The 22,772-nt window shown below is 59.6% G+C and carries 20 protein-coding genes and 1 pseudogene; 15 read left to right on the forward strand and 6 right to left on the reverse strand.

Annotation, left to right across the window (positions count from 1 at the left end; translation table 11 throughout):
• Positions 1-42: 42 nt before the first annotated feature.
• The 4 genes and pseudogenes from AB8B33_RS26560 to AB8B33_RS26575 all read right to left on the reverse strand — a co-directional run.
• Positions 43-384 (reverse strand): annotated as a pseudogene (locus tag AB8B33_RS26560) (transporter); the annotation flags it as partial.
• Between the two features lie 77 nt (positions 385-461).
• Positions 462-1,250, reverse strand: a complete 789-nt coding sequence (locus AB8B33_RS26565; RefSeq protein ID WP_310382454.1) for a hypothetical protein — start codon at positions 1,248-1,250, stop codon at positions 462-464.
• Positions 1,251-1,364: 114 nt separating this feature from the next.
• On the reverse strand, positions 1,365-2,597 hold the full coding sequence (locus AB8B33_RS26570) for an alpha/beta hydrolase (protein WP_310382726.1): 1,233 nt from the start codon (positions 2,595-2,597) through the stop codon (positions 1,365-1,367).
• A 208-nt stretch (positions 2,598-2,805) separates the two neighbouring features.
• On the reverse strand, positions 2,806-4,611 hold the full coding sequence (locus AB8B33_RS26575; protein WP_439017659.1) for an adenylate cyclase: 1,806 nt from the start codon (positions 4,609-4,611) through the stop codon (positions 2,806-2,808).
• Positions 4,612-4,917: 306 nt separating this feature from the next.
• Between AB8B33_RS26575 and AB8B33_RS26580 the strand changes: the two genes are divergently transcribed.
• From AB8B33_RS26580 to pcaF, 12 genes are all read left to right on the forward strand, one after another.
• Positions 4,918-6,543 (forward strand): DUF1254 domain-containing protein, encoded by a 1,626-nt coding sequence (locus tag AB8B33_RS26580; protein WP_439017660.1) that lies wholly within the window; start codon positions 4,918-4,920, stop codon positions 6,541-6,543.
• A 46-nt stretch (positions 6,544-6,589) separates the two neighbouring features.
• Entirely contained in the window at positions 6,590-8,797 is a 2,208-nt protein-coding gene (locus AB8B33_RS26585; RefSeq protein ID WP_439017661.1) for a DUF3604 domain-containing protein, read from the forward strand.
• 72 nt (positions 8,798-8,869) lie between these two features.
• On the forward strand, positions 8,870-9,790 hold the full coding sequence (locus AB8B33_RS26590; RefSeq protein ID WP_439017662.1) for a peptidyl-prolyl cis-trans isomerase: 921 nt from the start codon (positions 8,870-8,872) through the stop codon (positions 9,788-9,790).
• Complete coding sequence (locus AB8B33_RS26595; protein ID WP_439017663.1) at positions 9,787-10,797, forward strand: HupE/UreJ family protein; 1,011 nt, start codon at positions 9,787-9,789, stop codon at positions 10,795-10,797. Before AB8B33_RS26590 ends, AB8B33_RS26595 begins: the two co-directional genes overlap by 4 nt.
• Positions 10,798-10,861: 64 nt before the next feature.
• Entirely contained in the window at positions 10,862-11,131 is a 270-nt protein-coding gene (locus AB8B33_RS26600) for a hypothetical protein (protein WP_439017664.1), read from the forward strand.
• A gap of 58 nt (positions 11,132-11,189) precedes the next feature.
• Positions 11,190-11,618, forward strand: a complete 429-nt coding sequence (locus AB8B33_RS26605; protein WP_439017665.1) for a cysteine rich repeat-containing protein — start codon at positions 11,190-11,192, stop codon at positions 11,616-11,618.
• A gap of 27 nt (positions 11,619-11,645) precedes the next feature.
• Complete coding sequence (locus AB8B33_RS26610) at positions 11,646-12,215, forward strand: OmpA family protein (RefSeq protein ID WP_310382462.1); 570 nt, start codon at positions 11,646-11,648, stop codon at positions 12,213-12,215.
• A gap of 28 nt (positions 12,216-12,243) precedes the next feature.
• The gene (locus tag AB8B33_RS26615; RefSeq protein WP_405049706.1) at positions 12,244-12,936 is read left to right on the forward strand and encodes a hypothetical protein; all 693 of its coding nucleotides are present in this window, start codon (positions 12,244-12,246) and stop codon (positions 12,934-12,936) included.
• A gap of 94 nt (positions 12,937-13,030) precedes the next feature.
• Positions 13,031-13,522 carry an ion channel gene (locus AB8B33_RS26620; RefSeq protein ID WP_439017666.1) on the forward strand — a complete coding sequence of 164 codons (492 nt, stop codon included), beginning with the start codon at positions 13,031-13,033 and terminating at the stop codon, positions 13,520-13,522.
• 574 nt (positions 13,523-14,096) lie between these two features.
• Positions 14,097-14,804 (forward strand): 3-oxoacid CoA-transferase subunit A, encoded by a 708-nt coding sequence (locus tag AB8B33_RS26625; protein ID WP_439017667.1) that lies wholly within the window; start codon positions 14,097-14,099, stop codon positions 14,802-14,804.
• Entirely contained in the window at positions 14,801-15,490 is a 690-nt protein-coding gene (locus AB8B33_RS26630) for a CoA transferase subunit B (RefSeq protein ID WP_439017668.1), read from the forward strand. The genes AB8B33_RS26625 and AB8B33_RS26630 overlap by 4 nt, the downstream gene beginning before the upstream one ends.
• A gap of 10 nt (positions 15,491-15,500) precedes the next feature.
• Positions 15,501-16,703, forward strand: a complete 1,203-nt coding sequence (gene pcaF, locus AB8B33_RS26635) for a 3-oxoadipyl-CoA thiolase (RefSeq protein WP_439017669.1) — start codon at positions 15,501-15,503, stop codon at positions 16,701-16,703.
• Positions 16,704-16,710: 7 nt separating this feature from the next.
• Here pcaF and AB8B33_RS26640 read toward each other — a convergent pair whose 3' ends face one another.
• A complete protein-coding gene (locus AB8B33_RS26640) occupies positions 16,711-17,598 on the reverse strand; it encodes an amino acid ABC transporter substrate-binding protein (RefSeq protein ID WP_439017670.1) in 888 nt (295 codons plus the stop codon).
• Between the two features lie 207 nt (positions 17,599-17,805).
• Between AB8B33_RS26640 and AB8B33_RS26645 the strand changes: the two genes are divergently transcribed.
• The 3 genes from AB8B33_RS26645 (at position 17,806) to AB8B33_RS26655 (ending at position 21,868) form a co-directional block, all read left to right on the forward strand.
• A complete protein-coding gene (locus tag AB8B33_RS26645) occupies positions 17,806-18,600 on the forward strand; it encodes an SDR family oxidoreductase (RefSeq protein ID WP_113323697.1) in 795 nt (264 codons plus the stop codon).
• Positions 18,601-18,683: 83 nt separating this feature from the next.
• A complete protein-coding gene (gene glgX, locus AB8B33_RS26650; protein WP_439017671.1) occupies positions 18,684-20,840 on the forward strand; it encodes a glycogen debranching protein GlgX in 2,157 nt (718 codons plus the stop codon).
• Positions 20,841-20,857: 17 nt separating this feature from the next.
• Complete coding sequence (locus tag AB8B33_RS26655) at positions 20,858-21,868, forward strand: DNA topoisomerase IB (protein WP_439017672.1); 1,011 nt, start codon at positions 20,858-20,860, stop codon at positions 21,866-21,868.
• 166 nt (positions 21,869-22,034) lie between these two features.
• Here the strand turns inward: AB8B33_RS26655 and AB8B33_RS26660 are convergent, their stop codons facing one another.
• The gene (locus tag AB8B33_RS26660; protein ID WP_439017673.1) at positions 22,035-22,769 is read right to left on the reverse strand and encodes a glutathione S-transferase; all 735 of its coding nucleotides are present in this window, start codon (positions 22,767-22,769) and stop codon (positions 22,035-22,037) included.
• Positions 22,770-22,772: the final 3 nt, after the last annotated feature.

Raw genomic sequence — 22,772 nt, forward strand, 5'->3', positions numbered from 1 at the left:
AACAGGAACGTCAGCGCCACCCGGAAGCCCAGTCCATTGGCCGCCCCAGACGATTCCGCTCGCGGTCGGTTTCGAAGGCGAGAAGAAGAAGCTCTGCGTGATGTCACCAAGGCCAAACTGTATTCCCGACGGTCCGGCGATGTCGTTTTGCCAGGTTACCGGAAGTATGGTGCGGGAGATAACGTTCCAGTCTTCGTTGATCTCGATGGGAATGACCGGCTGGATATTCACGGTCGCCTTATCCCCGTCGTCGGGGCCATAGCCGTGATCGTAGTTGAACTGGAAGGGAACGCTGATCAGCGAGGCGATCGGATTGGAGAGCTTCTTCGCAAGGTCTTCGTTTGACTGGGCACGAGCATATCCCAAACTCAGTGCAAGCGCCATGACAGCTATCGCTACCGAATATGCCGTTCCCTTCATTGATGTCTCCCCGTTGAACCAAAATCTGACTTGGCGACTTCCTAAAAGTGAAACGCGACGCCGATGATCGGCCCTTGCTCCACGACGTCGAAGACGAACCCATCGTTGTTGTAGTCCACGCCCACAGCCCGGTAGCCCGCGACAGCGGATATCGTGTCGGTGAACTTGTACCCGAGGGTGAGGGCGACATCCCAATCGAGATCGGCACCACCGCCGCCAACGAGACCCCAGCCTGTCACGTAGATTTCCGGAGTGAAGAAGTAGTTGCCCCGGACACCCGCAAGTGCGTCGACCCAGGTGGCCCCGTCGTCCGCCTCGCGTCCACCCAACAGTCCGCCGTTGAACCCGATGGTGGTATCCACGGACCAGACGCGGACGCCGCCGACGATGTCGAGGTGGCCAGACTGGTCCTCAAGCACGGAATACCCGGCCCCGAGCAGTCCGGCAAAGGTCTTCGACGTCACGTCGACGCTATCCGCGAGGATGCCGTTCCTAGTATGCGCGTCGGCCCCGAGCTTGGTGTACATGATGTCGGTGAAGATGCTGAAGCGATCGTAGCGGGCTTCGCCAGCCGCCATGAACGCGAAGTCGAGGTTCTCTAATATGTCGCCGAAGCTAGAGTCGATGTGGACCTCAGGCAGACCGAACTGCGCCATGTCGCCGGAAAGTCCTGCTGCCCAGAAATAGGGTGCGGCGGTGTAAGTCCAGCCGCTCTCGCTCTGGACAACCTTAGCCTCCGGAACGCCTGGTGCGATGTCGGCCGTATATGCCGAAGACGCAAAACCAACGCCGGCGCACAAGACGACGGCCTGTAACCAACGAACCTGCATGCTTCCCTCACTTGCCTGAGACGGAATCGCCCCGAACCCGCCTGTATCCCCAGTGATCTACGCCCAATAAGTCTCTTATGCCTATGTATGTTACAGTAGCCTCTGTCCGCGAAATCAGCGTTTGCAGCTCGGCGTCGGTCTTGTTTGGTCACAGTTCTTGGTGGCGGTCGGCTGCGGTTTGTTGGCGGTGCCCGTCAGCCCCCCGACTTGATTGGCGTAGTTATCGCGCGTGTCCTGGTCGACGACCGCGATCGGAGCGGCGAGAACCAGACCAGCCACATTGCCCGCCGCGCTGGCAGCCCCTGTTGTGGCCACCAAAATCTGGTCCCCAAGTCCGACGTGACTGTCGGTTAGTGTCTGTCCTTCGGAAATGCGCTGACCGATGAGTTGCACGATCTGAGGTGATTCGGCGAACTTGCCGTGGTTCATGCTGTCACCGGATTTGATCTTGGTGAGATCGATGACCATGATCTTGTTGTCCTCCAGTTCCTTCTTGTAGGGAGCCTGCTCCGGATCGATCGCACCGAGGCGGGAGACGTCGCCCCATACCCGACGAGAGAAGGCCAATGCCTTGTCGTCGCGTGACACGAACAGCGTAAACTGGGGATGTTGCTTGCCCATGTCCGCAATTTGCTGGCTGAACACATCGACGTCGACATCTGGAGCCGCCAGCATGACGTTTTTGAATTTATCAGGCAGCCGACCGTTGCGAATGGCCATCTGCCGCAAGGATTCGAGCGCCAGCCAGTTTCCCATGGAATGGGCAAGGATCGAGACCTCCTTCACCTCCGGGTCCTTCGCGAGATACTGGAAAAGCGTCTCCAGGGCGTTGCGCGTATAGTTCGTGCTCTCGCGATCATAGCCGTAGGCGAGCAGGCTACCGCGCGACGGCCATGTCACCAGAATGGGCGCGCTATGGACTCCGGAATCCTGGACAATCTGCGCGAAGCGGTAGACGGCGTCCTCAAAGCGGTTGTTGAAACCGTGAATGAACACGAGGACGCTGCCGTCTGGGGTCTTCTTGACGCTGGCGTTCAGCCATTTCTTTGCCTCGTCGATGCTGAGGTCCTCGGCCTTCACCGTGGCGAAGTCGGTCGCTGGGTTGGACGGTAGCCTCTTCGGCCAGGCGACCTGTCCTTCCTTGCGGACTTTGCTTGGTGGAATGGAGATCGTCATGTCGGCGAAGGCCGGAGTACGCGCACGCTCGCCGTTGAACATCTCGCCGGGGACGGTCGATCGGGTTCGGGTCGTGGCGATCAGCATGTCGACCTTCGGCGATTGCGGCGAGGTATTCGCCACCGGCGTCAGCACGTCCTTGGGATGACCTCCGCATCCGGGTAGTGCCATGATGACTGCACATACAAGAAGCCAACGACACCAGCTCCTTGGGGCCGACGCCCATGCAACGCTGCTCTGACTACCCACTGATCGCCCTCATCCAAATGAACAACAACAGCCCCTTGACGGTTTATAGGTCCGATCACCTCCCTGGTCCCGTAGCATCGGGTAGGCTCTGCGAATGTTTGGTTGGCGTTGTCGCAAAACCGCCACATCCTCAACGGGGTTGATGAGTGGATGAGGAAGCCGACGGAAGCATCATGGTGGACTCCACTTCGTCCACAGCGGGTAGTCCTGCCGTACGGATGTCTGCAATCATCCTGGCTCGATCGGCAGGCTGGAAATTGCGTGATTTCAGTTCGGCCACGATGTTCGGGATGAAATCGGGACGCATTTTGTTGAATAGCGCTGCCTCTCGCCGGGCATCGTCGATCATTCCCGCGTCGACATAGATGACCGCAGCAACCGCATGGTAGAGCGGAAACCTCTGCAGATCGGCCTCCTTGATTTCGACAAGCGCCGTTTCATTGTCGTGGAGCATGTACGCCGCGAGCGCACGAGTTCCGTGATAGTAGTCAGCCCCTCTGGGATTGAGTGCCAGCGCCCGATCGAGCAGTACCGCTCCACGCTTCCATTGCCCACTCATGGCAACACGGGTTCCAAATTCTCCCAGCAATTCAGTGTCGTTGGGATTGGTCTCCAAAGCCTGCTCGCCGACTTTGAGGGCTTCCGGAACCTGGTTGTTGAAAAACAAAGCCGTCATCAGCGCCTGCATGGCACGGACATCGTCCGGATCGTTTTGAACGCCGCGCCGCGCTGCTTTAAGGCTGCGTTCGATCGGCGTTGCAGCGTCGGTCCTGGTATTGAACCTGAAACGCCCCTCGTCGAGATAGACGATGGAAAGCATCGCCGATGCGGTTGCAAAGGACGGATAGCGGGCCACTGTTGCCTCAAGGCAATCTCGGACCTGTGCATGCCGCTCGGCACTCAATTCGGCCCGATACCTGTAGAAGCTCAAGGTGCATGCCCGCGTGCCGAGGCCGTCTGCCGGTGGGTTGGCGGCATCGGCTTTTGCCATTACGCCGTAGGGCTGCGCGACCGCGGAGGCGACCTTGTTGGCGATGTCCGACTGAATTGCGAACTCCTCGCGTGTCCGGATGTCGTCGTCGTAAGTTTGCGACCACAAAATCTCGTTGGTTTCGGTGTCGATCAGCCGCGTGGTGACCCGCACAAGATTGCCGGAAACGCGAACGCCACCTCCGAGGAAGAACTGGGCGTCCGGTTCGCTGCCGGTTTGAGGACTCCCGCCTTCCGGACCCCGTGATTTCAGTGCCTCCCGACTGAAGACGGTGATTTCCTTGAATCGGGGGAAGGCGGTCAGCAACTCTTCCGTCAGCCCGACCGTGTAGTTTTCCGCATTCGGACCATCCCCGAGATTGACGAACGGCGCGATGAACAGGGTGGGTCCATGGGACGATGCGGGACGGAAATGAAATTGCTGGGCCAGCGCGTAGCTGCTTCCGATGACCACCGCTCCCAGTGCGAGAGCCAGCCATCTCCGTCGCACGGCAGGCAGGCGGAGGCCAGAGCCTGCCGTCGCCATAGCAGCGTCTTCCTCAGGCCTGACCACGACGCCATCTCGAGCCGGATCACTCCAGCGGATAGACGGTGCATATCCGCCTTTCGGGATGTCTATCAGGATCGGGTCGTTCTGACCCGCAACGAGGTAGTAGCGCTCCAGTATCCGACGCAGCCGTCCGGCCTCGATGCGCACAACCGGGTCGTCCTGCGTGAACCCCGCGCTGCGTTTGAACACCTCCACGGCGATGGAATAGCCCTTGATACGGTCCGCGCGACCAGCAAGGGCCTCCTCCATCACATAGATGAAAAACGCGACGCTTCGACCCGATGGAGGGAATTCGGGACTTTTGACGATGCGGTCGAGCTGAGCCCGTATTTCTTCGGGACTGGGAGCAGGACGATGCGAGGCAGCGGCGGCTCCTGGTGGCAATTCGTTCTGCACGGCCTCGCACCTCACCCGCTCTTGAGGGACTCTCTACCACAGATTTCATTACCGTCGTCAGATGTAACTTACTGCAGATGTCGACCGCCGTCCACGTAGATACTTACACCACTCAAGTTCCTACCTACCCGAAGTTCCGCCATCCCAAGAAATGGCTTCGAACATTACGTCCCGTACCACCAGCTACCCCGTATGTTACCGTTACATACTTGCGCATTCGCGATGCACGGTCACGATCAGTAGCTCCGTGTCCTAAGTCAGCACGACAGAGCCGCTGGATGATAGGTCTGCAACCGAGGGAACATCATGACGACGCTTAAAAGAACGGTCTCGTTACTCGCAGTCGCGTTGACCACTTCGAGTTTTGGCCAGGTAGCGTTCGCTCAGACCACCTTCGAGGTGCCGAAGATGATAACGACCCCGGATAAGGTCGAAACGCGGATCGGCACGCTCGACTTCAAGGACGGCGCGCCAACGCCGGAAACCGCGCAGAAGGTTTATGACACCCTCGACTTCACCCGCGGCCTCGACGCCTTTCTCAACAGCTATGGCGGCGCATCCGCGCTCGCGCTCGAGCGCGGATTCCAAAGCATCGGTGCCAATGACAACGACGTCGTCATCTTTCCCGAACTGATGGACGCAAAATCGCTGTTCCTCACGGCCAACGCCGACACCGTTTACTACCTCGCCATCATCGATCTTTCAAAGGGGCCGATCGTCATCGAGCAGCCACCCAAGGGGCTCGGCACCATCAACGACATGTGGTTCCAATGGGTCATCGACATCGGCTTTCCTGGCCCGGACCGCGGCGAGGGCGGGCGATATCTGCTAATTCCACCGGGCTACGACGGCCCGCTTCCCGACAGCGGCTTCCATGTGGCCCGTTCCAAGACCTTGCATGCTCTTTACGCCGCCCGGGCCTTCCTGACCGAAAACGATCCCAAGCCGACGGTCGACCTGATCAAGAAGACGCTGAAAATCTACCCGTACACGCCGGGTGGGTTCGGGACGAGCATAGCCACGGCCCTCGAGGGCAAGGTCAGGCTCGCGGCAAATCCGCCGATCCCCGAAACCACCTTCATCGACGCCAGCGGCAAGGCTTTCAACACGATTCCTCCAAACGACTTCTCATACTTTGAGATGATCAATGACAACATCCAAGCGGAACCGGCGGACTCCTACAATCCGGAACTAGCCGGGCAACTGGCGGCGATCGGGATCGCCAAGGGTAAGGACTTCAAGCCGGACGAGCGGATGAAGAAGATTCTCGCGGACGCCGCGGCAGTCGGAAACGCTTCGGGGCGCGTGCTCAACTGGCGTCCGAAGGACTCGCTTGGATGGAACTACTATCCGGACTCGTCATGGGCCAACATGCTGTGGCAGGGCGGTGCGAACTTCGAGACGCCGCCGCCGATGCTGACCAAGGACGGCCTGTTCGATCCGCTTCCACCTACTGGCGCGCGCACGCTCGATTCGAAGGCGGCCTTCTACTACGGTTACACCATGGACTCCCCTGGCATGATCATGCGACTGCCGCGTGTCGGCTCGCAGTATCTCATGGGCTTCCTGGACGGAGAGCAAAGGGCGCTGGACGGCGGCAAGACCTACAAGATCACCTTGCCAAAGGGCATACCGGAAGCGGCCTTCTGGTCCTTCACGGTCTACGACAACCAGACCCGCTCGATGCTCGATACGCCGCAGCGCTATCCACGCGCCGGTAGCCAGACCTACCCGTCGCCCGCGGCGGACGCAGCCGCGGATGGCTCTACCACGATCTATTTCGGCCCCGATCAGCCGAAAGACGTCAAGCGAGGCAACTGGGTGCAGACGGTTCCCGGCAAGGGCTGGTTCACGATCCTGCGGCTCTACAGCCCGCTCGAACCCTTCTTCACGAAGGAATGGCGTCCAACCGAAATCGACCTTGTCCGCTGAATTTCCAATGACGACAGCAAACCTTAACTCATGAAGGGTCGAAGCAATGCGCAGGTCGAATCTCCTAATTCTCCTGTTATCTTCCACGGTTTTAACGGTGGGCGTCGGAGCGGCTTCGGCGCAGGAGCGGCATGCATACTTCGGGCAGACCCACCAGCACACGAGCTGGTCATTGGACGCTTACATCATCGGCAACACGGTTACCGGACCGGAAGAGGCCTACCAGTACTCGATGGGCCAGACCATCAAGCATCCGGCCGGGTTCGACGTGAAGATCAAGACACCCCTCGATTTTCAGGGAGTGACCGATCACTCGGAATATGTCGGCGTCATCAGACTTGCCAACGATCCCACGTCTCCGGTCAGCAAGCTGCCGATCGCCGCGAAGTTGAAGGTCACCAAAGATAATCCCGCTACGAAGATTTTCTCGTTTCTGGCGAACAGCATAGCCAGCGGCAAGCCGCTCTCCGAGCTGGTGAACCCGGAGCTTACTGGTTCAATTTGGAAGCAGAACGTCACCATCGCTGACAAGTACAACAAACCGGGCCAGTTCACTGCATTCTGCTCGTACGAGTGGACATCAATGCCCAATAACCAGAACATGCATCGCAACGTCTTCTTCAAGGACTGTGCGAAGGTGCCGCCCGCGCCGTTCTCGGCTCTCGAGTCAGACCATCCGGAAGACCTCTGGACCTGGATGGACGGTCAGCGAAAGGCCGGAAACGAGGTGCTGGCCATCTCCCACAATGCGAACCTGTCGAACGGCATCATGTTTCCCACCGATGTTGACAGCAAGGGCAATCCGCTCGACGCCGCCTGGGCGCAACAACGCATGACCAACGAGCCGTTGACGGAACTCAAGCAGGCAAAGGGTGCGTCTGAAACTCATCCCGATCTCTCGCCGAATGACGAGTTCGCCAACTTCGAGATCATGAACTACCTGATCGGGATCGATAACAGTACGGCTAAAATTCACGGCAGCTATGCCCGTGAAGCCTACGAGAACGGTTTGGCCCTGCAAGCGACCCGCGGCTACAACCCCTACAAGTTCGGGGTGGTGGGTGCTGGGGACTCGCACAACACGGCCACGGCCTATTCGCAGTCGAACTTTTTCGGCGATCATGGCCTCATCGACGCGACCCCTGCCGCCCGACTGGCGGGTACGGTCGCGTCGGGAATGAATGTCCTCGAAACAGGAACCTCTGGTCTGACCGTCGTCTGGGCGGAACAGAACACCCGCGACTCCATCTTCAATGCCATGCAACGCAAGGAGGTCTACGCCACCAGCGGCGTGCGCATCCAGGCACGGATGTTCGGCGGCTGGGATTATGACAAGGGCGTTCTCGCCAATGCGGATTGGGCGAAGACCGCCTATGCTAGCGGCGTGCCGATGGGCGGCGATCTTGCTGCCGCCGACGACAAGGTTCCTTCCTTCATCGTGTCGGCGGTGAAAGACCCCGACGACGGCAATCTCGATCGCATCCAGATCGTCAAGGGCTGGACGAAACAGGGACAGATATTCGAAAAGATATTCGACGTCGCCTGGGCTGGAAACCGCCAGCCCGATCCGGTCACCGGGAAACTGCCACCGCTTGGAAGCACGGTCGATATCACAAAGGCGACCTACACCAACGACATCGGCGCGGTGGAACTGAAGGCCGTATGGACAGACCCGGAGTTCGACCCCAGCCTGCACGCGTTCTACTACTCGCGCGTTCTACAGATTCCGACTCCGCGTTGGAGCACGTATGACGCCGCCAAGCTCGGGATACTTCCGCCCAGCAACGTGGCCGCGACGGTTCAGGAACGCGCCTGGACGTCGCCGATCTGGTACACGCCAACACCCGCGGCCGTCGCTAAGGCCGAGCGCGGCCTGACCGTCGAAGACCTGACCAAGGCAGGAGCTGTCGCGCTCACAGATGATCAACTGAAGAAACTCGTCGTTGGCAAGACGGCAAAAGTTCGCAACAGGGTGACCGGGAAGACTTTCGATGTTCTGTTTGGGGAGCATGGACAACGCGTCATCACCGAGTTGAACGGTGGCGCGCCGAGCGCGGACGACGTCTTGCAGATCATGCATCCGAGCACCTCTGGATCGACGGCCGACTACGAGATCAAGAATGGCCACATCATCACCACGATCGACGGGAGCCCGTTCGAGCTGACCGTCTACACATCGGGAGATAAATTCGTGGCCGCCAGAAGCAATGAATTCGGCTACGCCAACTATGAAGTCCAGGCCGTCATTCAGTAAACGGAGGCAGTCGCTGTGGAACTGTTTCCCATCGCACCTGAAGCCAGTCATGTATGGATAAGGGAGTCGCCAATGAGCGGGTGGCGGCGAGTCCTCCGCGAACCGCTGCTCCATTTCCTCGTCGTTGGTGCGGTCCTGTTCGGCGCATACCACCTGCTGACGCCGTCACAGGAAGAGGCGGCGAATACGAACCAGATCGTTCTGACGAAGGACGACCTGCGGCAACTGGCGATCAGTTGGCTGGCGCAGGGACGCTCGTCCCCGACACCCGAGCAGATTCGCAGTCTCGTCGACCAGAAGGTGACGCAGGAAATCCTCTTCCGGGAAGCCGTAGCTCTCGGTCTTGATCGCGACGACGAGGTGGTCAAGCGCAGACTGGCGCAAAAGATGGACTTCCTCGCCTCCGACGTAGCCTCGATGCAGGAACCGACGGATGCCGACCTGAAGGCATGGTTCGAGAAGAACGCGGAGACCTTCGCGCTGCCCGCGCATGCTACCTTCCGCCATCTCTACTTTTCCACGGACCGACACGGGAAGCGTACCGAGGAGGCCGCGACGGAAGCTCTGACTGCCATAGTGGGCAAATTGCCGGACTCGAGCGAAGTTGCCGCGGTCGGCGACCCCTTCATGTTCCAGAACCACTATGGCGACGCGACTCCCGACCAGATGTCGAAGGAGTTCGGACCCGAGTTTTCCAAGGCTCTGTTCCAGCTTCCGGCGGGCAAGTGGGTCGGTCCCGTCAAATCGGGCTACGGATGGCATCTCATCTGGATCGACTCCATCGAGCCGGGACGCATTCCGACCTACGCTGAGGTAATGCCCAACGTGAAGGCCGGCTGGGTTCAGGACCAGTATCAAGAAATAAAGCGCGCCTCCCTGGAGGAGATGCGGTCCCGCTATTCTGTCATTGTTCCCCCAATCGAAGCAGCAGACTTCCAAGACTTGCAGGTTCCCCCTGGGTACAATCTGGGACTTGAGGTGTCGGCACAATGAACGTCAGGCGAATAGTGGCAACGATATTCCTGGCTGTCACTGCCTTCCTGGCGCAAGCTGGGCTGGCTACAGCACATGAGATACGACCCGCCTATCTTCAGATCGACGAGATGACGGCCAACCGCTTCAAGGTCGTCTGGCGCACACCCCTGCTTTCGGGCATGCGCCTTCCCGTGGCCTTGCGGTTCCCCGACAGTGTTCGCAACGTGACGCCACCTGCCGAGCGCGAACTTCCGGATTCTCTTGTGGAGAGCCGCATCGTCGAAACGGTGGACGGGAGCCTTGCGGGCAAGCGCGTCGAATTCGTAGGTCTGCAGGCAACGATTACCGACGTGCTGGTGCGTACCCGCCTGCTGGACGGGACCGTGATGACGGCCATGATCCATCCATCCCAGCCGTGGGTCGACGTCACGGCTCGACCTGGACGGCTCGATGTGGCGAGGATATTCATCGTGCACGGCATCGAGCACATCCTTTTTGGCTACGACCATCTTCTCTTCGTCCTGGCGCTGATGTTCATCGTACGAAGCTGGCGGGCGCTTTTGTGGACGGTGACGGCGTTTACCGCGGCGCATTCCATCACACTGACGCTGGCAACACTTGGCTTTGTGCACGTTCCCGGGCCGCCCGTGGAAGCCGCGATCGCGTTCAGTATCCTGCTGCTCGCCTGCGAGATCATTCAAATCCAGAATGGGCAGGCCGGCCTCACTGCGAAACGCCCTTGGCTAGTCGCCTTTGCGTTCGGGCTGCTGCACGGGCTGGGTTTCGCGGGGGCACTGTCTGAACTGGCCCTTCCGTCAGGGGACATTCCGCTTGCCTTGCTGTTCTTCAATGTGGGCGTCGAGATCGGGCAGTTGATGTTCATCGCCGCTGTGATCGGGTTAATCGCGTTGGTGAGGCAGACGAGATATCCGGAGTGGCTGAGACGGAATGCCTTCACGACGGCGACATACGCAATCGGTGCGATGTCGGCATTCTGGTTCGTCGAGCGGGTGGCTGCGTTCTAAATCGGGAGCCGAATACGTCATGAGCGCCTGATGTCAGGCGACATATACGAATGGATAAAACCGCATGGGGAACGGTGTTGGATTCGTAAAGCGCGCCTTCGAGAAGCGCGACAAAGTCATTGATGAACTCGCCGCGCGCAACGAGGGGTTTCGCGACCTCTGCGACGATTTCGAAATTGCCGTCAACGAGAAAGAGCGATGGGAGCAGTCCACCTCTCCGGAGCGCGACGAGCGGCTCGCCGAGTACCGGGAATTGATCGATAGCATGCGGATCGAGATCGGAGAGGCACTCGACAGGGCCGCGATCGTTCAGTTCAAACCGCGAAGACGATAAAGACCACCGCATATCAAAGCATGAGTATTTCAGATCAATCGCTCCAGGGATGGAAACAATGATGAGAGAAAGAATTGCCATATTTGCGTGGGTGGCGCTTACCGCCTTCCTCGCTCTGACCGCTGTCGGGAGGGCAGACACGATCAGCTACGCGGACGCGGTGACGACCCTTGCAAAGGAATGCGAGGCCGACATCAAGAAGTTCTGCAACGGCGAGAACCTTGGAAACGGCCGCATCCAGGCGTGCCTCGAGAAAAACGCCTCGAAGGTCTCACCGACCTGCACATCGACCCTCGGAAGCGTCATGACGTCGATCGCGCAGCGTCAGCAAGCGCAGGCGTCGGTGTTCAAGGTCTGCCAGCATGACATCTCCCAGTACTGCAATGGCGTGAAGGGCGACGGCAATATCCTTTCCTGCCTCGTCGAGACGAAGCGTGTCGACAACCGGGCATGCAACCAGGCAATCACCGACGCTGGATGGCGTTGAACCATAACCGAGGACAGGGGAAACAAGATGATAGTTCATGGCCTTCGAATAACTTTGGCACTCGGCCTGCTTCTGGCCCCGTGCATTGCTTCCGCCCAGCAGCTCGACAACGGTCAGATCATGAGCACGCTCGGGCAAGTGAAGTCGGCAGCACCCGCAGTCGACGTCGCGCTCCTCGTGGAGGAAGCCAACGCCAATGTCGGCAAGGGCGTCGCAGCACTCCCTAACTGGAGCAAATTGTCGGAGCTGTCGCAGTTGATCGTGGAGATCGATTTCGAGAACAACTCGACCGCCATAGAGCCAAAATCCTATCGGACGGTGGGCCTGATTGCGGACGCGCTGCACCACCCGGACCTGTTCCGATACAAATTCCTGATCGTCGGGCATTCCAGCTCGACAGGAAGCGCCAAGCACAATCTGGAACTCAGTCAGAAGCGCGCCGACGCGATCAACGAGGCGCTGTCAACGACCTTCGCAGTTTCGCCTGATCGCCTGTTCTCGGTTGGGGCCGGTGAGGAATGGCCGATCGATCCCGGTCATCCGGAGTCTGCCGACAACAGGCGCGTTCAACTGATCAATCTTGGGCTCCTGAAATAGGGAGTGGTCATGATCAAACGGAGGATGCATGATGCTAAGACTCTCAGCAATAAGCATGATCGCCGTCGCGGCGAGCCTTCTAGCGATATCGCCGGTCTTCGCGCAGGACGCCATTTCGGCTCCAGCGGAAAAGACGATAGGCGCGACCAAGTCAAAAATGGTGCCGTCGCTTGCCGTGCTGAATTCCGGTGGGGCGAAGCTCGAGGGTGGCAAGCTAACGATGAGTGGCATCTCGGCGGTGTCGATCGTGTTTGCCGACCGCCCGGTCCGATCGGCGGGCCACGTGCTGACCTCCGAGTTCATCAAGCAATGGGGTGAGGGGCCCGACAGCTTCGCGAAGGACCCACCCAACGCAACGATATCGGTGCTCAGCGCCAAGGGTGATTCCGTTGCCGACGCCGTGGTCGTCCTGAAGACGCCGAAGCTTGAGGGCGGAGACCTGACGTTCGACGTAGCAGTGCTCGAAGGGGACCTCGCCGGAGCCGATGGGCCCGCATCGCTATTTATCGACTGGTTCGCGGCACGTGGTCCCTATGGGGGCGTCGCCGTGGGAGGCGCTGGGTTCCGCGCGCCGGTTTGGCGTGGCGGATGGTACGCCCATCCAGGCGCGTACTATGGGGCGGGCGTCGTGGCGGGGGCGGCGATTGGTGCGGCCGCTGCGGAGCGACGTTATTACCCGCCTCCGGCGTGTGGCTATTATCCGTATCCGCCCTGCTACTAGCACTTAGGGCAAAATCCATGCTCGCGCTGGGTTCGGTCGTGGGACGCTCGCACGACGCGTCCCACCGCAGGCTGAACACTGAGGACGCAAACGATTGGACCATCTCACCCACCCGAATCCAGTTCTGGAGATTCTTGTAGGCACCGTGTTTTTGATCGTTGTGATCTTTGTGCATGGCGTCGGAATCCGAAGCATCGGGCTTCAGTTCAGCAAGTCCTGGGCACACGTCACCGCAGCCACGCCGCATTGGCGGCTGAATTTGATGCTCGCCGTAACAATCGCCGCGCTAGCGGTTCTGCACTTCGCGGAGACTCTTATTTGGGCAGTTCCCCTGTATGTCAGGGACATTATCCCTTCGATGCGCGATAGCTACTATTACGTCCTCGAAAGCTATACCACTCTCGGCGAGGGCAACGTCAGCCTTCCAGACCGATGGCGTCTGCTCGGCCCGATCATCGGGATGTCGGGCCTGTTCACCTTCGGTTGGACTGGAAGCGTTCTCGTTAGCATCATGACCGATTTTGGCAAGTTCGACCGACTGCAGGCGAGGCGGGAGCGGGTGGAGGAGGGCAAGACGGAGTTGTGAGCAGGCTCGATCTTCGCGATACGCCTGCACCTTCTCGCCATCGGCAACGCTCCCCGCCCCGCCCAGACCTCATCGCTACGAGGCGCGATGATGGCCGTCGCCATGAGCTTGGGCATCATAATCACTGCTTCGCGCATGACCGAGAGCCTCTGGCGGTAGCTCGCAATCGTGCAAGCGTCCGCCGCAAGGGACAGCGCCTCGGGCATCGCGACAGCATTGTCGAGCAGTAAGGACAGCGTCTGAAGATAACGCGCAAGCGCCGCCTTGATCATCAACGGACCAAAGACCGGCATTTTGATCCGCGCTGCCGATGCGAGCCCGACAATGGCGCTCCGGCGCGAACGCGATGATTTTTGGCCAAATCTATTGGCACCTGACTGCCAAACCTGGGTCTCTAGGGACAGAACTTACGTCCCGGATTCACGCGTGACAGTTCCGCACGCGAATTTATTCTGTGCGATATACGAACAAATATCAAATAACGCACAAAATTCTTGCCGTCGGGATGGCTCTCGCTTTATGCCTGTTGTCAGGGAGGCACGAGGAGGCCTCATCCGGCAAGGAGAGATCCCGCATGGACAAGACAATCGGGAGCGCGGCTGACGCCGTCTCCAAAATCGGCGATGGCGCCACCGTCATGATTGGTGGCTTTGGAGGTTCGGGTGCGCCGATCGAGCTCATTCACGCCCTGATCGATAAGGGCCCGAAGAACCTCACGGTCATCAACAACAATGCCGGCAATGGCCGCATCGGTATCGCCGCCATGATCGATGCCGGCATGGTCAGGAAGATGATTTGCTCCTTCCCGCGCTCGTCCGATCCGCGTGCCTTCACCGATAGATACCTTGCCGGAGAAATCGAGCTGGAGCTCGTGCCGCAGGGAACGCTCGCCGAGCGGATCCGCGCCGGCGGAGCCGGCATTCCTGCTTTCTATACACCGACCGGCTATGGGACCGAGCTTGCAGAAGGCAAGGTCATCGCCGAGTTCGACGGCCGCCACTATGTGCAGGAACGTTGGCTGAAGGCCGATTTTGCGATCGTCAAGGCGCATGTCGGCGATACCCATGGCAACCTCACCTACAACAAGGCCGGCCGGAACTTTAACCCGCTGATGTGCATGGCGGCTGCCAAGACGATCGCGCAGGTCTCGAGCATCGTGCCGGCCGGCGGCATCGATCCTGAGCATGTCGTCACACCCGGCATCTTCGTCGACCGCCTCGTTGAGATCGCCAATCCGCAACAGGAAGAAGAGCTTATTCGAGCCGGGGTGGCCTACGTATGACCGTCGACATTAGAGAAGACATCAAGCTCTCCAACGCCCAAATCGCCTGGCGGGCGGCGCAGGACATCGCCGACGGCGCCTATGTGAACCTCGGCATCGGCTTTCCGGAAATGGTTGCCCGCTATCAACCGCCGGGCCGGCAGGCGATCTTCCATACGGAAAACGGCATCCTCAACTTCGGCGAGGCGCCACCGTCAGGCGAAGAGGATTGGGACCTTATCAATGCCGGCAAGAAGGCAGTGACGCTGAAGCCGGGTGCAGCCTTCTTCCATCACGCCGACAGCTTTGCCATGGTACGCGGCGGCCATCTCGATGTCGCGATCCTCGGCGCCTATCAGGTCGCTCAAAACGGCGATCTCGCCAATTGGCGCGTCGGCGCCAAGGGTGTGCCGGCCGTCGGCGGCGCCATGGATCTGGTCCATGGTGCCAAGCAGGTCTGCGTCATCACCGAGCATGTTACCAAGAATGGTGAGCCGAAGCTGGTCGACAAATGCACCTTCCCGCTGACGGGGGTGGCTTGCATCACCCGCATCTATACGAGCCATGCCGTCATCGACATCAAGGACGGGCGTTTCGTGCTGCGCGAGAAACTTGCCGCGATGTCGGTCGAGGAACTGCAGGCCATGACCGGTGCGCCGCTCCATATCGAGGGGCCGGTTGCCGATCTCATCGTTCCCAAACTCTGAGGACAAGTCCATGACCGAAGCCTTTATCTGCGATTATATCCGCACGCCCATTGGCCGTTATGGCGGCTCGCTCTCCTCCGTGCGCGCCGATGATCTCGGCGCCATTCCGCTGAAGGCGCTGATGGCGAAGAACGCTTCCGTCGACTGGGAAGCGGTCGATGACGTCGTCTTCGGCTGCGCCAATCAAGCGGGCGAGGACAATCGTAATGTCGCCCGAATGTCGCTGCTTCTCGCCGGCCTTCCGGTCTCTGTGCCGGGCACAACGATCAACCGGCTCTGCGGCTCGGGCATGGATGCCCTTATCACCGCGGCGCGCGCCATCCGATCAGGCGAAGCCGAAATGATGATTGCCGGCGGCGTGGAAAGCATGTCGCGAGCCCCCTTCGTGATGCCGAAGGCCGATACCGCTTTTTCGCGCTCTGCCGAAATCCACGACACGACGATCGGCTGGCGCTTCATCAATCCTCTGATGAAGAAGCAGTATGGCGTCGATTCCATGCCGGAAACCGGCGAGAACGTTGCCGAGGATTACAAAGTGAGCCGCGAGGATCAGGACGCCTTTGCCGTACGCTCACAGGCCAAGGCTGCGGCCTCTCAGGCAAGCGGTAGGCTGGCCAAGGAAATCACCTCGGTGACCATCCCGCAGCGCAAGGGCGATCCGATCATCGTCGAGAAGGACGAACATCCGCGCGCAACCAGCATGGAAGCGCTCGCCAAGCTGCCAACGCCCTTCCGTCAGGGCGGTACGGTAACGGCCGGCAATGCCTCCGGCGTCAATGACGGAGCGGCTGCCCTCATCATCGCTTCGGAAGCTGCGGCCAGGAAATATGGCCTGACGCCGATTGCCCGTATTCTCGGAGGTGCGGCCGGGGCTGTCCCGCCGCGCGTCATGGGCATCGGCCCCGTCCCGGCTTCGCGAAAGCTGATGACGCGGCTTTGCATGAGGCAGGAACAGTTTGATGTGATCGAGCTCAACGAAGCCTTTGCCAGCCAGGGGCTTGCCGTTCTACGCGAGCTCGGCATTGCCGATGACGATCAGCGCGTAAACCGCAATGGCGGTGCGATTGCGCTCGGCCATCCGCTCGGCATGTCGGGTGCCCGCATCACCGGCACCGCGGCACTGGAGCTTGGTGAAACCGGCGGTCGTTATTCGCTGTCGACCATGTGCATCGGGGTCGGCCAAGGCATCGCCGTGGCGCTCGAACGGGTCTGAGAGCGGCCTATTCGGGGATCGACTGCATCATGATTTCGCTGCGCAGGGCCGGTGCCTCGGCGCCGAAATAGGTCTTGAGCAGCTTTGGGAAATCGTTCGAGGTGTAGAGGCCCGTCAACGTGCGGTCGACGAGAAGCCGGAAGTCGGAATCGTCCCGCCGCATCGCGATGCCATAGGGCTCATGGGTGAAAAGGCGGCTGCCGAGCTCGAGTTTGGAAGGGTTGCCCGCCCGGTCGGCAAGGCCGATGAGAAGGGACCGGTCGGCAAAATAGGCATCGATCTTGTGCTCCTCAAGCGCCTTCAAACCGTCCTCATGCGTCGGGAAGTCGACGATGCGGGTCTGCGGCACGTCGGGACCAATGGCGTCGCGCAGCGTTGCACCGGTCGTCGTGCCGGCGCGCACGCCGATCGAGCTCTGAGCGGGCGACTTCAGGTCGACAGCGCTGACGGGGCGCTTGTCGAGAAAGAGAATCTGCAGGTAATCGGGTGAATCCTTGCGCAGGAGCGCACTGGCACCCGTCAGGAAGATAGGCTGGGAGAAGTCGACGTTTTCGCGTCGTGCAAGATTGATCGTGGTCGCACCGCAGAGCAGATCGATCTTGCCGTCCTTCACCGCGCCGAAACCATCAGACAGCGTCGTCTCGATATAGTTCTTCTTGAGGCCGGAAACGTTAAGGCCGATCTCATCGGCGATGCGGCGGCAGAGATCGATCGCATAGCCGGCAGGGCTGCCGTCCGCCTTCTTGAAGGAGAAGGGCTTCTCGTCGGCGATATAGCCGAGACGGATGATCTTGCTCTGCCTGATCGTGTCGAGTGTCTGGGCATCTGCAGGCCCGTATGCAGAAGGACCGAGGGCAAGGCCCAGAAAAAGCAGCCATCTCACGCGCTTGAGCATGTCTTCCCCTCAAAGAGCCGCAACCCTCACCGCGGACCGAAGGCTGAGACTATGGCCTGCCGGTCATTTGTCAACGGAAGCACCCGTTGCCGCAGGCTTGCCCATCTCGCTCTTTCGTGCATTGCCCTTCCACGATCTCGCCTGCTAAGACTGGCACATATCGTTTCATCACCTATGTCCTTGGTTTTTCGGGAGGCTATCGTCGCCATGGCAGATCTTGCTCAATTGCTTGCATCCATCAGAATTCCAGACCTCGCCGGCAAGGCCGTGCTGATCACCGGCGCCTCGACAGGCATCGGCGCTGCCGTCGCCCGCGCTCTGGCCGCCCAGGGCGTCAAGGTCGGCGTGCACTACAATGCCAGCCGTGAACCGGCCGAAAAGCTTGCCGAGGAGATCAGGGCAGCTGGGGGTACGGTGCATCTGGTGCATGGCGACGTCTCGCGGGAAGGTGAGACGGAGCGTGTCGTCGAAGAGACGGCCAAGACCTTCGGCCATCTCGACGGCCTGATCAACAATGCCGGCGGCATGCTCGGCCGCAAGCCGACTTCGGAATATACCGATGAGCATTATGAGAAGGTCATGAACCTCAATGCCCGCTCGGTGCTGGCGGCAACGCGCGCTGCCCATCCCTGGCTGAAGAAGCAGGGCGGTTTCATCATCAACACGACCTCGATTGCGGCGCGCAATGGCGGCGGCAATGGTGCAATTCTCTATGCGGCTTCGAAGGGTTTCGTCTCGACGATCACCCACGGCCACGCCAAGGAATTTGTCGCCGACAAGATCCGTGTCAATGCGGTCGCGCCGGGCGTCATCGCCACGCCCTTCCACGAGCGCTATACGAATGACGAGCAGATGGAACTGCAGCGCAAATCCATTCCAATGGGCTTCGTCGGCACGTCGGAAGATTGCGTCGGCGCTTATCTCTTTCTCGCCTCGCCGACCTTGTCAGGTTACATCACCGGTCAGATCATCGAGGTCAATGGCGGCCAGCTAATGCCCTGATCTGGACCAAAACGACGCAAACTGAGGGAACTTTCGCACTGCAATGACGTTTCCCGCTTGGCCATTCATCAAGCGGGGGCGTCATGAGCTTTTCCTTTTCCGAACTCGACTTCCTGAAACCGGAGCTGGGGGCGGAATATATCGGTTCAGGCACCCATTTTGCGGTTTTCTCCGCGCACGCAGAACAGTTGGAACTCTGCCTGTTCTCTCCCGATGGCAAGAAAGAGATTGCCCGGTTGCCGCTGCCGAAGCGCGAGGGTGATATCTGGTCTGGCTACATTGCCGGCGTCGGCCCTGGCACGGTCTATGGCTACCGCGCGCACGGTCCTTACGACCCGAAGAACGGCCATCGCTTCAATGCCAACAAGCTGCTGCTCGATCCGTATGCCAAGCAGGTGCTCGGCGATCTCAAATGGAACGACGCGCTCTATGGTTATACGATCGGCAAGGACGATCTTTCCTTCGACGAGCGCGATAGCGCGCCTTACATGGTCAAGGGTGTCGTTCAGGATCCGGATTTCGACTGGGCCGGTGAGGAAGCGATCCGGCGGCCATGGCCGGAAACAATCATCTATGAGGCGCATGTCCGGGGACTGACGATGCTGCATCCGAAAGTGCCGGACAGATTGCGTGGCACCTTTCTCGGCATGTGCAGCGATCCGATCATCGATCATCTCGTGAAGCTCGGCATTTCCGCGATCGAGCTGCTGCCGATCCAGTTCTTCCCGAACGACCGCTATCTCGAAGAGAAGAAGCTCACGAATTACTGGGGCTACCAGACGCTCGGTTTCTTCGCACCGCAGGCACGCTATCTCTCGGGTGACAAGATCATTGAGATCAAGACCATGGTGAGGAAGTTCCATGCCGCCGGCATCGAAGTCATCATGGACGTCGTCTATAACCACACGGCCGAGGGCAGCGAGAAGGGGCCGACGATGTCTTTCCGCGGTCTCGACAACGCAAGCTACTACATCCTCTCGCCCGACGATCCGCGCCATACTTTCGATACGACAGGCACCGGCAATACGCTGAACGTTGCTCATCCGATGGTCATGCGCATGGTGCTGGACAGTCTGCGTTACTGGGTCGGCGCCATGCATATCGATGGTTTCCGCTTCGATCTTGCCAGCACGCTCGGCCGTCAGGATATGGAATTCGACCGGCAGGGCCTGTTCTTCGGCGCGATCCGCCAGGATCCGATCCTTGCCGGGGTCAAGCTGATCGCCGAACCTTGGGATGTCGGAGCCGGCGGCTATCAGGTCGGCGGCTTCCCGCATCCTTTCCGCGAGTGGAACGATAAGTTCCGTGACGATGTACGCCGCTTCTGGAAGGGAGACGGCGGAATGGTGTCGGAGATCTCGCAGCGCATCACCGGCTCGGCGTTGCAGTTCAATCACTCGGCTCGCGGGGCGACATCATCAATTAATCTGCTGTCGGCGCATGACGGCTTTACGCTGATGGATACGGTTTCCTTCGACGAAAAGCACAATGAGGCAAATGGCGAGGACAATAGGGACGGTCATTCAGACAATCATTCGGACAATATGGGTGCCGAGGGCGTGACCGATAACAAGGACATCAACCGGCTGCGAGTACGCCGGCGCCGTAACATGATGGCGACCTTGATGCTCTCCCAGGGCGTGCCGATGATCCTTGCCGGCGATGAGGTCGGCAACAGTCAGGGCGGCAACAACAATGCCTATTGTCAGGACAATGAGATTGGCTGGACGAAATGGGACGGCCTCGATGATCCGTTCCTTTCTTTCTGCCGCAAGGTCGTCGCGTTCCGCAAGGCGCATCCGGTGCTGAGGCAGGAGCGCTTTCTGACAGGCGACAGTACCGAGGACGGGCGGATCGAAATCGCCTGGTACAAGCCGGACGCCAGTTTCATGGATGACGGCGCCTGGAACGACGACGGACTTCAAGTGCTCGGCGTCTATCTCTCGACGAGTGCACATTCCCCCGATACCGAGGAGATGGATGATCTCTATCTGGTCTTCAACGCCGGCGGTGATTGCGAGGTGCATTTGCCCGAGGTCAACGGCCTGAAGCACTGGGCGCGTGTACTCGATACCGGCGCTGAGGAGGATGCTTTCAAGCTCCATGAGCAGGAAGGTCCCGTCATGGTTTATGCCCAAAGCATTGCAGTCTTTGCGCCGAGGGGGCAGACGCGGCCGCCAAAGGATGCAAGCAAGGCCGAACGGCGCAGGTGGTTCCATTTCGGTCGGCGGAGCAGATGACGGATCAGTAGCAAGCAATGAATGCCGACGTCATCACTGAGCTTGGTCTGATTTATGTTAGCGATACCGAACCGGGTATCCGCAGACGACGAAAAGGCAAGGGCTTCAGCTATACGCTGCCAGACGGGAAAACACTGGCCGACGAGATCCAGCGGGCCCGTATCCATGCGCTCGGCCTGCCGCCGGCCTATGAAAATGTGTGGATCTGCATTGACGAGAACGGTCATCTGCAGGCCACCGGCTTCGATGTCCGTGGCCGCAAACAGTATCGCTATCACAAGGATTGGCAGGCCTTCCGCAGCACCGGCAAATTCCATCAACTCATCGAGTTCGGCAATGCACTGCCGAAGATCCGGCGAACGGTGCTGCGCCATCTCGATACCGGCGCAGAGGACATCAACGGTGTGCTTGCAGCCCTGACGATATTGCTCGACGAAGCGCATCTGCGCGTCGGCAACCAGGCCTATGTGAAGGAGAACGATACCTATGGTGCAACAACGCTGCTGAAGCGCCATTTGAAGATCGTTGACGGTCGCATCGAATTGAAATTCCGCGCCAAGGGCGGCAAGCGCGTGCAGCGCAGCCTCAAGCATCCACGCCTGCAGAAGATATTGGAAGAGATCGCCGATCTGCCGGGCAGGCAGCTCTTCGTCTGGAAAGACGCGACAGGTGCGCTGAAACCGATCGATTCCGGCCGGCTGAATGCCTATCTCGCTGACATCTCGGGCATTGCCATTTCCGCCAAGACCTTCCGCACATGGGCAGGTTCGCTTGCCGCTTTCGGCGCGGCGCGCAACGCCATATCGGAAGGACGACGGCCGACCGTCAAGGAGATGTCGGAAGCTGCGGCCGACGTCCTGCATAATACGCCGGCGATCTCGCGCTCCAGCTACATCCACCCGGCAATCATTGCGCTTTCAGCCAAGGATGAGACGCTGGAGGAGGGCTGTAGCGAACCCCTGCGTGGGCTTCGGGCGGATGAGAACCGCATGCTGGATTTCCTGACGCGCCACACCACTCCCGAGTGAATAAAAAGAACCCGCGGCGAAGCCGCAGATTACGCGTTCAACAGGCGAGTATGGCGACACGTTCTCGTGGCGGCCCTCCTCGACCTCTCGACATTTCAAATTCTGGATCGAAGACAAAACCGATGGCAATGCCGATCGTTCTCGAAAAATTGAAAGCAATGCCTGATCAGGGCGCATCCATGTCGAGTTCCGGATAGTGGCGGAAAATGCCTTCCGTGCTGAAAGGCAGGCGGCGGTCGGATTTCAGATAGCGGGCGATGTTGGGGCGATGCTCGACGCTGTCATGGAGGGCGGCTAGCAGCGGATATTTGCTGCGGTAGCTGCCCATCGCCTTTGGAAAGGCATAAGCGAGACCCTCGACGATCTGGAAGAGCGACAGGTCCACATAAGTCAGTGCATTGCCGGCTACATGTTTGGAGCCATGGGGATTCTGCCGCAGCACGCGCTCGAAATAGCCGAGGAATTTTGGGATGCGCTCCTTGATGAAATCGGCCGAGCGGGCCTTGGCTTCTTCCTTCTGGTCCTCGTAGTAGAGCGAGGTGGCAATCGGGTGATGTGTGTCATGCACCTCGGCGACGAAATCGGTGATCGTGAGCTGCAACCCGTTTACGACATAGCGCAGCCCTTCGTCATCAGGCGCCAGGCCGAGTTTGGGGCCGAGGTACAGCAGAATGTTGGCGACATGCGGAACGATGAGATCGCCTTCCTTGAGGAAGGGTGGGGCGAAGGGAATATGCGCTTCGCTATTGCTCTGCATGATGCTCAGCATCGCGCCGGTGCCGCGCCCGCGACCGGACTGGCGGGTAATGTCGATATAGTCGGCACCCGCTTCCTCAAGTGCCAGCCGCACAAATTCTCCACGGCCTTGGATGCCGTCCCAATAATAAAGCTCGTAAGTCATTTG

Origin of the sequence: Rhizobium sp. 768_B6_N1_8, from assembly GCF_051811225.1 — a bacterium.
In the GTDB taxonomy this organism is placed as follows: Bacteria; Pseudomonadota; Alphaproteobacteria; order Rhizobiales; family Rhizobiaceae; genus Rhizobium.